Consider the following 13,578-nt stretch of genomic DNA (forward strand, 5'->3'; position numbering starts at 1 on the left):
AGCTTCACAGGCCCCTGGGCCGTCCGGTCCCTGCGGATCTCGAAGTCCAATGCATCCCCTGAACTGGGATGTTGCAACGACTCCTAGAACCCAAGAGGAGGGAGCGGGCCCTTCGCGCGCCCTGGTGTACGTACCGTCGCACGTACGGGGAGGGCGTCAGTCCCCGATCAGCGCGTCCACGAACGCGCCCGGCTCGAACGGAGCCAGGTCGTCCGCGCCCTCGCCCAGGCCGATCAGCTTGACCGGCACGCCCAGCTCGCGCTGGACCGCGATCACGATGCCGCCCTTGGCGGTGCCGTCCAGCTTGGTCAGCACGATGCCGGTGATGTCGACCACCTCGGCGAACACCCGGGCCTGGACCAGGCCGTTCTGGCCGGTGGTGGCGTCCAGCACCAGCAGCACCTCGTCCACCGGGCCGTGCTTCTCGACGACCCGCTTGACCTTGCCCAGCTCGTCCATCAGGCCGGTCTTGGTGTGCAGGCGGCCGGCGGTGTCGATCAGCACGGTGTCGACGCCCTCGGCGATGCCCTCCTTGACCGCGTCGAACGCGATCGAGGCCGGGTCCCCGCCCTCCGGGCCGCGCACGGTGCGCGCACCCACCCGCTCGCCCCAGGTCTGGAGCTGGTCGGCGGCGGCGGCACGGAAGGTGTCGGCGGCGCCGAGCACCACCCTGCGGCCGTCGGCGACCAGGACGCGGGCCAGCTTGCCGGTGGTGGTGGTCTTGCCGACGCCGTTGACGCCGACCACCAGGACCACTGCCGGGCCCTCCTCGTGCCTGGTGGAGCGGACGGTGCGGTCGGCGTCCTTGCCGATCAGCTCGACCAGCTCCTCGCGCAGCAGCGCGCGCAGCTCGTCGGGCGTACGGGTGCCGAGCACCTTCACCCGGGTGCGCAGCCGCTCGACCAGCTCCTGGGTCGGGGTGACACCGACGTCGGCGGTGAGCAGCGTGTCCTCGATCTCCTCCCAGGTGTCCTCGTCCAGGTGCTCCCGGGAGAGCAGCGAGAGCAGGCCCTTGCCGAGCGAGTTCTGCGAACGGGAGAGCCGCGAGCGCAGCCGGACCAGCCGGCCGGCGGTGGGCTCGGGGACCTCGACGGCGGGCGCCGCCTCGGCCTCGGCGGGCACGACCTCGACGGCCTCGACGGTCTCGGGGGCCTCGGCGACCTCCGGCTCCGCCGGGAGTTCCACCTCCTCGACGGTGCGGCGGGGCGCCTCGGTCGGCGGCGCGGACTCCTCGCCGACCTGGGGCTCCCGCGGGGTGGGCTTCGGCGCCGTGATGACCGGCGCCTGCGACTTCGGGGGCAGCTGCTGGCGTCGTCTGCCGGAAACGACGAGGCCCGCGATCGCACCGATGGCGATCACGGCGATGACTACGGCAAGAATCACGTATTCCATAACCGCTCCAGTATCCGCGACCGGGGCCCGGATGGACCGCAGCCGACCCACACCGATGCGGTGCGTACTACGCCGGTGCGGTGCGTACCGCCCGCGGGCGCCGTTCCCGGTGCTCTTCGCGCAGCCGCTGGCTGATCACCTGGGAGATGCCGTCGCCCTTCATCGTCACGCCGTAGAGGGCGTCGGCCGACTCCATGGTGAGCTTCTGGTGGGTGATGACGATCAGCTGGGAGCTCTCCCGCAGCTCCTCCATGATCCCGATCAGCCGGCGCAGGTTGGTCTCGTCCAGTGCCGCCTCCACCTCGTCCATCACGTAGAACGGGCTGGGCCTGGCCTTGAAGATCGCCACCAGCAGCGCCACCGCGGTCAGCGAGCGCTCGCCGCCGGAGAGCAGCGACAGCCGCTTGACCTTCTTGCCCGGCGGGCGGGCCTCCACCTCGACCCCGGTGCCGAGCATGTCGTCCGGGTCGGTCAGCACCAGCCGGCCCTCCCCACCCGGGAAGAGCCGGGCGAAGACGCCCTCGAACTGGGCGGCGGTGTCGTGATAGGCCGAGGTGAACAGCTGCTCGACCCGCTGGTCCACATCCCGGACGATGTCCATCAGGTCGCGCCGGCCGCGCTTGAGGTCGTCCAGCTGCTCACCGAGGAAGCGGTGGCGCTCCTCCAGCGCGGTGAACTCCTCCAGCGCCAGCGGGTTGACCTTGCCGAGCTGCTGGTACGCCTTCTCGGCCGCCCGCAGCCGCTTCTCCTGCTCGGCCCGGACGTACGGGTACGGCTCCCCCGGCTCCGTCCCGTCCTGCGGGGGCGACGGCGGGACGGGCTGGTCCGGCCCGTACGAGGCGAGCAGCTCGCCGCCGTCGATGCCGAACTCCTCCAGCGCGCGGGCCTCCAGCTGCTCGCTCCGCAGCCGCTTCTCCGCCCGCAGCACCTCGTCCCGGTGCCCGGCGTCGACGAGCTTGTCCAGCTCCTCCTTGAGCCCGCGGCCGTGCTCCCGGTGCTCGCGCAGCTCCTGCTCGCGCTCGGCGCGCGCCTGTTCGACGGCCGCGCGCCCGGCGTCCGCGCGGGCCAGCGACACCTCCAGGCAGGCCAGCAGCTGCCGGGCGCCCGACGCGACGGCGTTCGCCACCGAGGCGTCGTGCTCGGCGCGCCGGCGGCGCTCGGCGGCCCTGGCGCGCGCCTCGCGCTCGGCGCGGGCGGCCCGGTCCAGCTGGTCGGCCCGGCCCGCCAGGGCGCGGACCCGCTCCTCGTGGGTGCGCACCGCGAGCCGGGCCTCCAGCTCGGCCTGCCGGGCTTCGCTCGCGGCCTCGGCCAGCCGCTGCTGTTCGGCGGCGTCCGGCTCGTCCTCCCCCGCCCGGGCCGACTCCTCGGCGGCGGCCAGGCGCCGCGCCAGTTCCTCGGCGCCGTCCAGCAGCTCGGTCAGCCCCTGCTCGGCCCGCGCGGCCGCGGCCGACAGCCGCTCGGCCTCCCCGGCGGCGGCGCGGGCCTGCCCGCCGAGCCGGCCGAGCGCCCCGGCGACCTGGGCCCGGTCCTTCTCGGCCTGCCGCCTCCGCTCGGCGAGTTGCTCCACCTCGGCGGCCGACTCCCGTCGCTGCTCGGTGAGTTCGGCGAGGCGCTCGGCCGACTCGGCGCAGCGGGCGGTGAGTTCACCGATCGCCCGGGCCGCCTCGTCCACCGCCGCCTGGGTCTCCAGCAGGCTGGGCGCACCGCCGGACCCGCCCTGGGCGAAGCCGGCGTCGAGCAGGTCCCCGTCGGCGGTGACGGCGCGGATCCCGGGCCGCGAGGCGACCAGCCGCAGCGCCCGGTCCAGGTCCTCGACCACCGCCACTCCGGCCAGCGGCCGCCGGACCGCACCGAGCAACTCGGCCGGGCCGTCCACCAGTTCGGCAGCCCAGCGGGCGCCGGCGGGCAACTCCCCCGCCGCCTCCGCCACTTCGGCGGCACCGGCGATCAGCAGCGCGGCGCGGCCGGCGTCCTCGGCCCGCAGCAGCCGCAGCGCCCCGGCGGCGGCGGACGGCGAGTCGACGGCCACCGCGTCGGCCGCCGCGCCGAGCGCCGCGGCGATCGGCACCTCGTACCCCGGCTCGATCCGCAGCAGCGCGGCCGCCGGGCCGAGCAGTCCGCCCAGTCGCTCCCCCGCCTCCAGCAGCGCCCCGGTGCCGTCCTTGCGACGCAGCCCGAGGGAGAGCGCCTCGTGCCGCGCGGTCAGCCCGGCCCGCTCGCGCTCGGCGGCGCCGGCCGTCTCCCGGGCCGCGGCCAGTTCCGCCTCCACGGCGGCCAGCCGCTCGCGCGCCCGCCGGTACCGGTCCTCGGCCTGTTCGTCGTCCCCGGCCAGGCCGTCCACCTGCTGCTGGAGTTCGTCCAGTTCGCCCTGGGCCGCCCCGGCGCGCAGCAGCGCCTCGTCCCTGGCCTCGGTGAGCCGGCCGATCTCGGCCTGCGCCGCGGCGGCCTTGGACCGGGCGGCGGCGGCCTGCCCCTGCAGCCGGGCCAGGCCCTCCCTGCGGTCGGCGATGGCCCGGGCGGCGTCCCGCAGCCGGCGCTCCTCGGCGGCCAGGTCCCGTTCCAGTCCGCCCTTGCGCTCGACGGCCTCGGCCAGCGCGTACCGGGCCTCCTCCAGCGCCTCGGTCAGCGTGGCCTCCTGCTCGCGGACCTGCTCGGCCTCCCGCTCCAGCTCCTCGGGATCCCGCCCGCGCCGCTCCTCGCCCCGGCCCCCTGCGGCGGCGTGCCGGGCCCGGGCCTCGGCCAGCCCGACGGTGCCGCGGGTGCGCTCGGCCAGCGCGGAGAGCCGGTACCAGGTCTGCCGGGCGGTCTCCAGGCCGGGGCCGAGCTGCTGGACCTGCGCCTCCAGGACGCGCTCGCGCTGCACCGCGCGGGCCAGTTCCTGCTCGACGGTGGTGCGGCGCAGCCGCAGCGCCAGTTCGTCCGCGACCTCGGCCTCGACGGCCCGGCGCAGCGCGCCGAGGTCGTCGGCGAGCAGCCGCAGCCGGGCGTCGCGCAGGTCGGCCTGGATGCCGGCGGCCCGGCGGGCGATCCGGGCCTGTCGGCCGAGCGGTCCGAGCTGGCGGCGCAGTTCGGCCACCAGGTCCTGGACCCGGTTGAGGTTGGCCTGCATCGCGTCCAGCTTCCGCAGCGCCTTCTCCTTGCGCTTGCGGTGCTTGAGGACGCCGGCCGCCTCCTCGATGAAGGCGCGTCGGCCCATCGGGTCGGCGTGCAGGACGGAGTCCAGCTGCCCCTGGCCGACGATGACGTGCATCTCGCGGCCGATGCCGGAGTCGGAGAGCAGTTCCTGGATGTCCAGCAGGCGGCAGGTCTCGCCGTTGAGCGCGTACTCGCTGCCGCCGTTGCGGAACATGGTCCGGGTGATGGTCACCTCGGAGTAGTCGATCGGCAGGGCGCCGTCGCCGTTGTCGATGGTGAGGCTGACCTCGGCACGGCCGAGCGGGGCGCGCCCGCTGGTCCCGGCGAAGATGACGTCCTCCATCTTGCCGCCGCGCAGCGACTTGGCCCCCTGCTCGCCCATCACCCAGGACAGCGCGTCGACCACGTTCGACTTCCCCGAGCCGTTCGGTCCGACGACGCAGGTGATGCCGGGCTCGAAGCGCAGGGTGGTGCTGGAGGCGAAGGACTTGAACCCGCGCAGCGTCAGACTCTTCAGGTGCACGCGGCCGGTCCCCTCGATCGCTCACGACAGGAACCGACTGTATCCGGAGCCGGACACGACGAAGGGACGCCACATCCGGGCGTCCCTTGCAAGCTGCGTCCCTTTCGGGGCGGCTCAGTGCACAGCGGCGTCGATCTGCGAGGACCGGGCGGGACTCAGGTGAGAGCCGGCTCCCGCTGATCCAGATCGATGCTGTTGAGCAGCGAGTGCTCGCCAGCGACAGCGGTCAGAGCGTCGTTCTCAGCCTGCATCCGAAGGAGCTCGGCTTCAAGATCCTGGACGCGCTGCTGAAGCCGTCGCATCTCGGAGAGCATTCGCGGGTCGGGGCCGCCGACGTACCCGAGAAGCGCCTTTGCCATGATGAATGGTCCTCCACGCTGAGTGACCGAACCGGAACGGTCCAGGTCTAGGGGGAAGGGGGACGCACGCGCGGCGCGTCACCGGAAGTGCTGGCTGGGCACTACGGCACAACACCGTGAGCTGGGCTCACGAGGGTATGCGCCTGCCGGGAGAACGCGGTCGTGTGCGCGGGCTTCCAGCGTCTCACCAAAGACGGAAAGGGTCAACACGATCACCGCACGCTACCGCGCCCCTGTCACCTGCCCGGCGGAGTCGTCACGCCTGGGGGCCTCGGGCCCGGTCCACCCCGTGCTCGTGGATCATCGTTCGATGCGGAGTCAACCACGAGTCTGCCCGGATGGCAACCTCGTGACACCGCCAGTTCCCGATCTTTTCGCGGAAGCCCGCCTGCCGGACCGAGCGGCGAGCGGTGCGCCGGGCCGCCGTGGGGCGGGCCCGGGGCGGCTCAGCGGATCTCGAAGCCCTCGTAGCCGGGGCCGACGGCCGTCCAGATCTCGGTGACCCCGCTGACGTTCCCAGGGGTCCCCGGGCCGCGCAGCCTGGCCAGCAGCTGCTCGCAGTCGGCCGCGAGCCCCTCGGCCACCACCTGCACCCGGCCGTCGCCGAGGTTGCTGGCGTAGCCGGTCAGGCCGATCTCCAGTGCGCGTGCCCTGGTCCACCAGCGGAACCCGACCTGCTGGACCTTCCCCCGGACCCAGGCGGTCACCCGGACCGGTTCCTCACTGTGGGCGTCGCGACCGTGCATGCCCCAGACCCTAGCCCCCCGCGCGCGTCCCCGCGCGAACGGGAGCGGCCCCGCCGGAGCACCGGCGGGGCCGCTGACCTGGTCGGTCGGCTCGGCGGACTACCAGTCCCCGCCGCCGAAGTCGCCACCACCGAAGTCGCCACCGCCACCGAAGTCCCCGCCGCCGAAGTCGGCCGGGTTGAAGTCGGCGCCGGTGAAGTCGCCGCCCTCGTACTGGTCCTGGTAGCCGCCGTCCATCATCGGCGCCGCCGCGTAGGCCGGGGAGCTCATCATCGAGCCGAGCATGGTGCCGACCAGCAGGCCGGGCAGCAGACCGCCGCCGCCGAAGCCGCTGTAGTAACCGCCGGCGTACGGGGCGTACGCCGGGCCGGCGTTCCAGTACGGCTGCGGGCCGTGGTCGGTGTCGACGGTGCGGATCGCCGGGTCGAGGCCGGCCGCCACCCGGTCCGCGTCGGCCTGGCAGACCGGCACGGCACGGGCGGAGCCACCGGCCGGGGCCCAGTCGACGTCCTTGACGGACGGGCCGTGCCGCGGGTCCATGAAGCACGGGGGACGGCGCTCGGGCAGCGGCCGCTTCTCCCGCCGGGCGGCCAGGGTGGCCAGCGAGAAGCGGCCGTCCTCGATCGCCTCGGTGACCTGCTTGACGTCCTCGGGCTTCTTCGCCTCGTCCATCAGCCGCTTGGACTTCTCGTACGAGTCCAGGGCGTGGGTGTAGTCGGTGCGCTGGGCGTCGTCGGCGTCGGCCGCGGCCGGGCTGAAGTCCAGCCGGTCCAGCTCCTCGCCGAAGGCGGTGATGTCCTCGTCCACGACCCGGCGCAGCTGCCGCAGCTCGGCCCGGGCCTGCTCCTCCTTGCGCTTCTTGGCGCGGCGGAACAGCAGGAAGACGCCGGTGCCGGCGAGCGCGACCAGCACCAGCGGGATGACCACCCAGGCGATCGAGGTGCTGTGGTTGACCCCGGTGCCCTTGGTCTGCGGAGCGGCCTGGTCGACGAAGGAGTTCAGGGTGGCGTCGATGTCGCCGCCGTTCGAGCGCTGGGCCGCGCCGGCGATGCGCTGCGCCTGGCCGGCGCTCATCGCGCCGCGGTCGCCGCCGGCGTCGAGCTTGTCGTCGTGCCAGACCGCGTAGACGCCGTCGACGCCCACCAGGGTGCGGAGGTCCGGGAGGGTGGACTTCGCGTACGCGGAGTCGGGGATGACCGCGATGAAGATCGGCTTGTCGGCCTTGTCGATCTTCTTGCTCAGGGCGTCCGCCTGGGACTCGCTGAAGCGGCTGGTCATGGCCGGGGCGACGTAGACCCGGCCCTTCTTCAGGGTGGCCGCGGCATCGCTCAGCCCGCCGGCCGCCGAGGCCGCGGGCGCCACCAGGAGCAGCAGCCCGAGCAGCGCCGCCACCAGGGCAAGCGGCCCGGCGCCCCGGGAACGTCGTGCAAGGGTTCTCATGCCCTCGACGCTACCGTGACCGGCGCCCGAGCACGCCATACCCTTCGCATACTGGTACTGACAAGGGTCCCCGCCGTCCGCCGGGTCCGCTCCCCTCCTCGGGGATGATGTTCCCCCCAGCCACCCCTGAGGCGGGCTCCGGGCGGGAACCCCGCGCGGCTCCCGGACGTACGTTCCGGCGGGTCCGGCCGGGCTCCGGGGCGATGCGGGGGGCGTGCCGACCGTACCGTGCGAACGGGCATAGTGGTCCCGGACCACCGGTCCCATTGCCTTTTCTTTACCCAGCTCGTTCCTGACCCCACTCCCGATCGGAGCACTTGGTGATCATCGGCCTCGTCACCGCCGTGGCGGCATCCGCCTGCTACGGCACCGGCTCGGTCCTCCAGGCCGTCGGATCCCGCCGCTCCGCCCGGGAGGAGGCCGCCAAGGGCGCCACCACCGCGACCACCGAGCACGGCGGCCCGAGCCTGTCCTCGACCGCGAAGGCCGCCGTCACCTGGGAGTTCATCCTCGGCACGGTGCTCGACCTGATCGGTTTCGGGCTCGGCGCACTGGCCGCCCGGCTGCTGCCGCTGTTCCTGTCCCAGACCATCATCAGCGCCAACCTGGTGATCACCGCGGTGCTCAGCATCAAGCTGCTGGGGATCCGGCTCAAGCAGCTGGAGTGGGCGTCGATCGCCGTGCTCTGCTCGGCGCTGGTGCTGCTGGCCGTCTCGGCGGGGCCGGAGGGCGGCCACCACGCGGCGATGTCCTTCCACTGGTGGCTGCTGATCATCACCACCGTGCTGCTGGTCGGCGGCAGCCTGCTGGTGCGGCGGATGGGCGCCAACGGCGCGATCGTCGCCGGTCTGCTCTCCGGCCTCGGCTTCGGCGCCCTGGGCGTCGGGGTGCGCATCCTCAACGGCATCGAGCCGTTCGCGTTCGGCGAGCTGCTCTCCGACCCGGCGCTGTACGCGGTCCTGGTCGGCGGCCTCGGCGGCATGTACATCCACACCGTGGCGCTGCAGATCGGCTCGGTGAACGGCGCGACCGCCGCGCTGGTGGTCGGCGAGACGGTGCTGCCCGGCGCGGTCGGCGTGCTCTGGCTCGGCGACTCCTCCAAGGCCGGCCTGGGCTGGCTCGGCGTGATCGGCTTCCTGCTCGCGGTGGTCGCCGCGGTCGGGGTCGCCTACTTCGGCCAGGACACCCACGGCACGCCCGGGGAGCCGGCCGTCCAGGAGCCCGAACTCACCCGGAAGTAGCGGCGGGGCGTGCCCCGCGGACCCCGTCCGACCGGGCGGAGGTCCGCGGGGCACGCCCGACGGCTCAGCCTCCGCTGCGGGCGCGCGGCACCCGCTGGCAGCTGGGGCAGAAGTAGCTGGAGCGGTTCATCCAGGCCGCCCGCCGGATCGGGGTGCCGCAGCGCCGGCAGGGCTCCTGCTCGCGGCCGTAGGCGTCGAGGTCCCGGGAGAAGTAGCCGCTCTCGCCGTTCACGTTGACGTAGAGGCTGTCGAAGCTGGTGCCGCCGACGGCGAGCGCCGCGGTCATCACGTCCCGGGCGTTGGCCAGCAGCAGCAGGGCCTGCGGGCGGGTGAGGGTCGCGGTCGGGCGGTCGTAGTGCAGCTTGGCGCGCCACAGCGCCTCGTCGGCGTAGATGTTGCCGACGCCGCTGATCAGGGTCTGGTCGAGCAGGGCGCGCTTGACGGTGGTCCGCTTGGCGCGCAGCGCGGCCGCGAAGGCGGCGTCGTCGAAGCGCGGGTCGAGCGGGTCGCGGGCGATGTGCGCGATCGACACCGGGGTGCCCTCCGGGTCCCCGTCCTCGGCCTCCTCGACCGCCAGGCCGCCGAAGGTCCGCTGGTCGACGAAGCGCAGTTCGCGCCCGCCGTCGGCGAAGCGCAACCGCACCCGCAGGTGCGTCTCGTCGGGCACGGACGGGTCCTGGACGAGCAGCTGGCCGCTCATCCCGAGGTGGCCGATCAGTGAGAAGCCCGCGCCCGTCCCGGCCAGCGGCACCCACAGGTACTTGCCGCGGCGCTGCGCGGTGCCGAGGGTGGTGCCGGTGAGCCGGGCGGTGAAGTCGGCCGCGCCGGCCGGCTGGCGGCGCACCGCGCGCGGGTGCAGCACCTGGACGTCGGCGACGGTCCGCCCGGCCACCCAGTTGGCCAGACCACGGCGGACGACCTCGACCTCGGGAAGTTCGGGCACGGGAACACGCCTCCTGCTCGGTACGGATCAGCAGGAGTGAAGGCTACTTCGACGCGCCCGTGCCCGGGGCGCCGGCCGTGCTCGCGCTACGCGCCCGCGGGCAGCCGGTCGGCGTACTTCTCCTTGATCGCGCGCCAGGCGCTCTCGGCGGCCTTCTGCTCGGCTTCCTTCTTCGAACGGCCGACGCCGCTGCCGAAGTCCTCGCCGGCCACCCGGGCCGCCGCGGTGAAGGTCTTCTCGTGGTCCGGACCGGACTCCATGACCACGTACTCCGGCACGCCGATGCCCACCGAGGCGGTGAGCTCCTGCAGGCTGGTCTTCCAGTCCAGGCCGGCTCCCAGCTGAGAGGACTCCTCGATCAGCGGGTCGAACAGCCGGTGGACGAACTCGGTGGCCGCGTCCAGTCCCCGGTCCAGGTAGACGGCGCCGATCACGGCCTCGACGGTGTCGGCGAGGATCGACGACTTGTCGCGGCCGCCGGTGCCCTCCTCGCCCTTGCCGAGGCGGATGAACGCGCCGAGGTCCAGACCGCGGCCGACGTCCGCCAGCGCGCGGGAGTTGACCACCGCGGCGCGCAGCTTGGCGAGCGTGCCCTCCGGGACGTCCGGGTGGACGCGGTAGAGGGTGTCGGTCACCACGAGGCCCAGCACCGAGTCGCCGAGGAACTCCAGGCGCTCGTTGGTGGGCAGCCCACCGTTCTCGTACGCGTACGAGCGGTGGGTCAGGGCACGTACCAGAAGGGCGCGCTCGAGTGTGTACCCGAGGCGCCCTTCCAGGACGTCGTATTCGGTCGAAGCCGGCCCGCCGGCCTTGCCGCCGCCCGAAGAACCCTTCGGGGTGGTGGACGCCTTGCGGGTGGAGTTACCGTCCGACATCGATCCGTACACCCCGCCGATCAGACCGAGAGGACCTGGCGACGGTTGTACGTGCCGCAGCTCGGGCACGCGATGTGGCCCAGCTTCGGCTCGTGGCAGCGGTCGCACGCCACGAGGGCCGGAACGACGGCCTTCCAGTTGGACCGACGGTGGCGCGTGTTGCTGCGCGACATCTTCCGCTTCGGAACAGCCACGGCTACTTCTCCTGGTTCTCGGCGAGACCCTCACGGGTGTCGCTGTTCTTAGATCCGTCACCCTCGTCGCCGGGGGCGGCGGAGAGTCCCTGCAGAGCCGCCCACCGGGGGTCGACGGCATCGTGGTGGTGCGCCGGGTCGTCACTCAGGCGCGCTCCGCACTCGGAGCACAGGCCCAGGCAGTCTTCCTGGCACACCGGCTGCAGCGGCAGTGCGAGCACCACCGCGTCACGCAGCACCGGCTGGAGGTCGAAGAAGTCGCCCTCCAGACGGTAAGTCTCTTCTTCCGAGTCCTCGTCGAGGTCCTCGGTCCCGGTCGTCCGGGCGCGGTGGCGCTCGTCGGACTCCGGGTAGTAGTACAGCTCCTGGAAGTCCACGTCGATGTCGAACCCGACGGGCTCCAGGCACCGGACGCACTCGCCCTCGACGTGGGTCTCGGCGGTGCCGGTGACCAGCACGCCCTCGACCACGGACTCCAGGCGGAACTCCAGGTCGATCGGGCTCTTCTCCGGCACGCCGATGACGTCGATGATCCCGAAGCCCTCGGGGGCCTCCAGGGTCCGGCTCACCTTGCGCATCGAGCCCGGACGCCGACCGAGCTCGTGCGTGTCGAACACGAGGGGGTCGCGGTGGTCGAGGCGGTTCACGGTGTCCTGACTTCCTGGGGGGATCTTCGGTGGCGCCTCCGTCCGGACCGGCGTTGCGAGGGCAAGCCGACAGCCGGACATGGAGGGGCCGGAGTGGTCAGACTACCGGAGTCTCCCGTCAGGCCCAACTTCGGTCCCGTCAGGAGACTCCCGCACCGCCGTGCCGGGGCCGGTTCAGCGGCCGCCGAGCTCCCGCAGCCTGGTCATGTCGATCATGCTGGTGTCGAAGAAGCTGGTCTCGTCCAGGCCCTGCCCCTGGCCCTGCTGCTGGGCCTGTTGCTGGCCCTGCTGCTGGTGCGGCACGGCCGGCGGCGCGGTGGGCTGCTGGGGATAGGTGTAGCCGTCGTACGACTGCGCGGCGTAGCCCGGCTGCGGCTGGGGATAGCCTCCCCCGGCCTCCGGCCGGGGGTGCCCCCACGCCCCCTGCTGGTCCTGGTAGCCCTGCTGCTGGTAGCCGCCCTGCTGCTGGCCCCACTGGGTGTTGTACGGGTCGCCCTGGCCGGCCGGGTCGTAACCGCCGCCGTACACCTCGGCGTACTGCCCGCCCGGCTGCTGGGCGGCCGCGTACTGGTCGGTGCCGGGGGCCTGCCACTCGGCCGCGGCCGGGGTCTGCTCCGGCCAGGTCTGCTGCTGCGGGACGTCCTCGCGGTACCAGGCGATGTCGTCGCCCTCGGGGTCGTGGGCGAAGCCCGCGGCCACCGCCTCGGCCCGCTCCTTGGCCTGCTGGGCCTGGTCGGCGGCGGCGAGGTAGGCGCCCAGCTCGTCGATCGGCCGCTTGCCGAGCAGCTTGTCCCGGCCCTTGCCGACGGCCTCCAGGGTGGCGCCGAGCACGTTCTCCAGGGTGGCGAGCTTCACATCGACGTACTCGTCGACCTCGGGGCTCGGGCTGATCCGCTGCGGACGGAACTCCTCGCCGTCGCTCTCGGCGTCGGGCTCGGTCTCGAAGACGCCGGAGTCGCCGCGCAGCTTGGTGCGGCCGCGGCCGACCGCGCCCAGCGTCTTGGTCAGCACGACCTCGAAGTTGGCGAGCTTGCTGTCCACGTAGTCGTCGGCCTCGGCCCGCTTGGTGTCGACCTCGGCGCGCGCCTCGGCGAGGATCCGGTCGGCCTCGGCCTGGGCCCGGCGGACCACCTCGGTGTCCGAGATCAGCGAGCCGCGCTCGGCGTGCGCGCCCTGGATGATCCGGTCGGCCTCGGCCTGGGCGCCCGCCACCACCTGCTCGTGGTCGGCCATCACCGACTGGGCCTGGGCCAGTTCGGCGGGCAGCGCCGACTTGAGGTCGTTGAGCAGGCCGATCAGCTCGGCCCGGTTCACCACGCAGGAGGCCGACATCGGCATCGAGCGGGCGTTCTCGACCGCCGCCACGATCTCGTCGACCTTGTTCTGCACGTCCACGGGGCTTCGTCTTTCCGTGTGCCGCCGACGGTCCGGCGGAGGCAGGCCCGACGCGGTGGACCTCACCGCAGGGCAGGAATACAGACTGTACGGCCACGGCCGGGCACGGTCACAACGCCTCAGCCGAACCGGTCTGCCGCCCGCGGGACAAGCCATGACGAACCGGCAGGAAAGGGACGGCGGCGGACTACTGCTGCGCCTTGCGCTCCGCGATCCGCTCCACCAGCCGGCCGTGCACCGTCGCGGGCAGCAGGTGCGAGACGTCGCCGCCGTACGAGGCGACCTCCTTGACCAGCGTCGAGGAGAGGAAGCTGTACGTCGGCGAGGTCGGCACGAACAGCGTCTCCACCCCGCTCAGACCGTGGTTCATCTGGGCCATCTGGAGCTCGTAGTCGAAGTCGCTGACGGCGCGCAGGCCCTTGATGATCGCGGGGATGCCGCGCTCCCGGCAGAAGTCCACCAGCAGGCCGTGGTGCGACTCGACCACCACGTTCCCGAAGCCGGCGGTGACCTCCTCGATCAGGCCGATCCGCTCCTCGACGGTGAACATGCCCTGCTTGTTCCGGTTGATCAGGACCGCGACGTGCACCATGTCGTACAGCTTCGAGGCCCGCTCGATGATGTCGAGGTGGCCGTTGGTGATCGGGTCGAACGAACCGGGACAGACGGCTCGGCGCATGGCGTGTGT

The 13,578-nt window shown here is 73.2% G+C and carries 12 protein-coding genes; 1 reads left to right on the plus strand and 11 read right to left on the minus strand.

Annotated elements, in window-relative coordinates:
* Positions 1-156: 156 nt before the first annotated feature.
* From ftsY to ACIQ87_RS38385, 5 genes are all read right to left on the minus strand, one after another.
* Positions 157-1,392, minus strand: a complete 1,236-nt coding sequence (gene ftsY / locus ACIQ87_RS38365; RefSeq protein ID WP_402416562.1) for a signal recognition particle-docking protein FtsY — start codon at positions 1,390-1,392, stop codon at positions 157-159.
* 67 nt (positions 1,393-1,459) lie between these two features.
* Entirely contained in the window at positions 1,460-5,050 is a 3,591-nt protein-coding gene (gene smc / locus ACIQ87_RS38370) for a chromosome segregation protein SMC (protein ID WP_402416564.1), read from the minus strand.
* Positions 5,051-5,205: 155 nt separating this feature from the next.
* On the minus strand, positions 5,206-5,409 hold the full coding sequence (locus ACIQ87_RS38375; protein WP_270143783.1) for a hypothetical protein: 204 nt from the start codon (positions 5,407-5,409) through the stop codon (positions 5,206-5,208).
* Between the two features lie 446 nt (positions 5,410-5,855).
* Positions 5,856-6,155, minus strand: a complete 300-nt coding sequence (locus ACIQ87_RS38380) for an acylphosphatase (protein ID WP_350524600.1) — start codon at positions 6,153-6,155, stop codon at positions 5,856-5,858.
* Between the two features lie 99 nt (positions 6,156-6,254).
* Positions 6,255-7,595, minus strand: coding sequence for a hypothetical protein (locus tag ACIQ87_RS38385; RefSeq protein WP_402416568.1), 1,341 nt, complete (start codon positions 7,593-7,595; stop codon positions 6,255-6,257).
* Positions 7,596-7,915: 320 nt separating this feature from the next.
* On the opposite strand from ACIQ87_RS38385, the gene ACIQ87_RS38390 reads away from it, so the two are divergent.
* The gene (locus ACIQ87_RS38390) at positions 7,916-8,836 is read left to right on the plus strand and encodes a hypothetical protein (RefSeq protein WP_402416570.1); all 921 of its coding nucleotides are present in this window, start codon (positions 7,916-7,918) and stop codon (positions 8,834-8,836) included.
* A gap of 64 nt (positions 8,837-8,900) precedes the next feature.
* Here ACIQ87_RS38390 and mutM read toward each other — a convergent pair whose 3' ends face one another.
* From mutM to coaD, 6 genes are all read right to left on the minus strand, one after another.
* Complete coding sequence (mutM, locus tag ACIQ87_RS38395; protein ID WP_402416573.1) at positions 8,901-9,779, minus strand: bifunctional DNA-formamidopyrimidine glycosylase/DNA-(apurinic or apyrimidinic site) lyase; 879 nt, start codon at positions 9,777-9,779, stop codon at positions 8,901-8,903.
* 86 nt (positions 9,780-9,865) lie between these two features.
* Entirely contained in the window at positions 9,866-10,654 is a 789-nt protein-coding gene (gene rnc / locus ACIQ87_RS38400; protein ID WP_402416576.1) for a ribonuclease III, read from the minus strand.
* 20 nt (positions 10,655-10,674) lie between these two features.
* Positions 10,675-10,848: a 50S ribosomal protein L32 gene (gene rpmF / locus ACIQ87_RS38405; protein ID WP_030056747.1), complete on the minus strand. Its 174-nt coding sequence runs from the start codon at positions 10,846-10,848 to the stop codon at positions 10,675-10,677.
* 2 nt (positions 10,849-10,850) lie between these two features.
* Positions 10,851-11,495 carry a YceD family protein gene (locus tag ACIQ87_RS38410; RefSeq protein WP_402416579.1) on the minus strand — a complete coding sequence of 215 codons (645 nt, stop codon included), beginning with the start codon at positions 11,493-11,495 and terminating at the stop codon, positions 10,851-10,853.
* Between the two features lie 174 nt (positions 11,496-11,669).
* The gene (locus ACIQ87_RS38415) at positions 11,670-12,890 is read right to left on the minus strand and encodes an ATP synthase F0 subunit B (protein WP_402416582.1); all 1,221 of its coding nucleotides are present in this window, start codon (positions 12,888-12,890) and stop codon (positions 11,670-11,672) included.
* 187 nt (positions 12,891-13,077) lie between these two features.
* The gene (gene coaD / locus ACIQ87_RS38420; RefSeq protein ID WP_402416585.1) at positions 13,078-13,569 is read right to left on the minus strand and encodes a pantetheine-phosphate adenylyltransferase; all 492 of its coding nucleotides are present in this window, start codon (positions 13,567-13,569) and stop codon (positions 13,078-13,080) included.
* Positions 13,570-13,578 lie beyond the last annotated feature (9 nt).

Source organism: Kitasatospora sp. NPDC096204, from assembly GCF_044763205.1.
Classification (GTDB): Bacteria; Actinomycetota; Actinomycetes; order Streptomycetales; family Streptomycetaceae; genus Kitasatospora.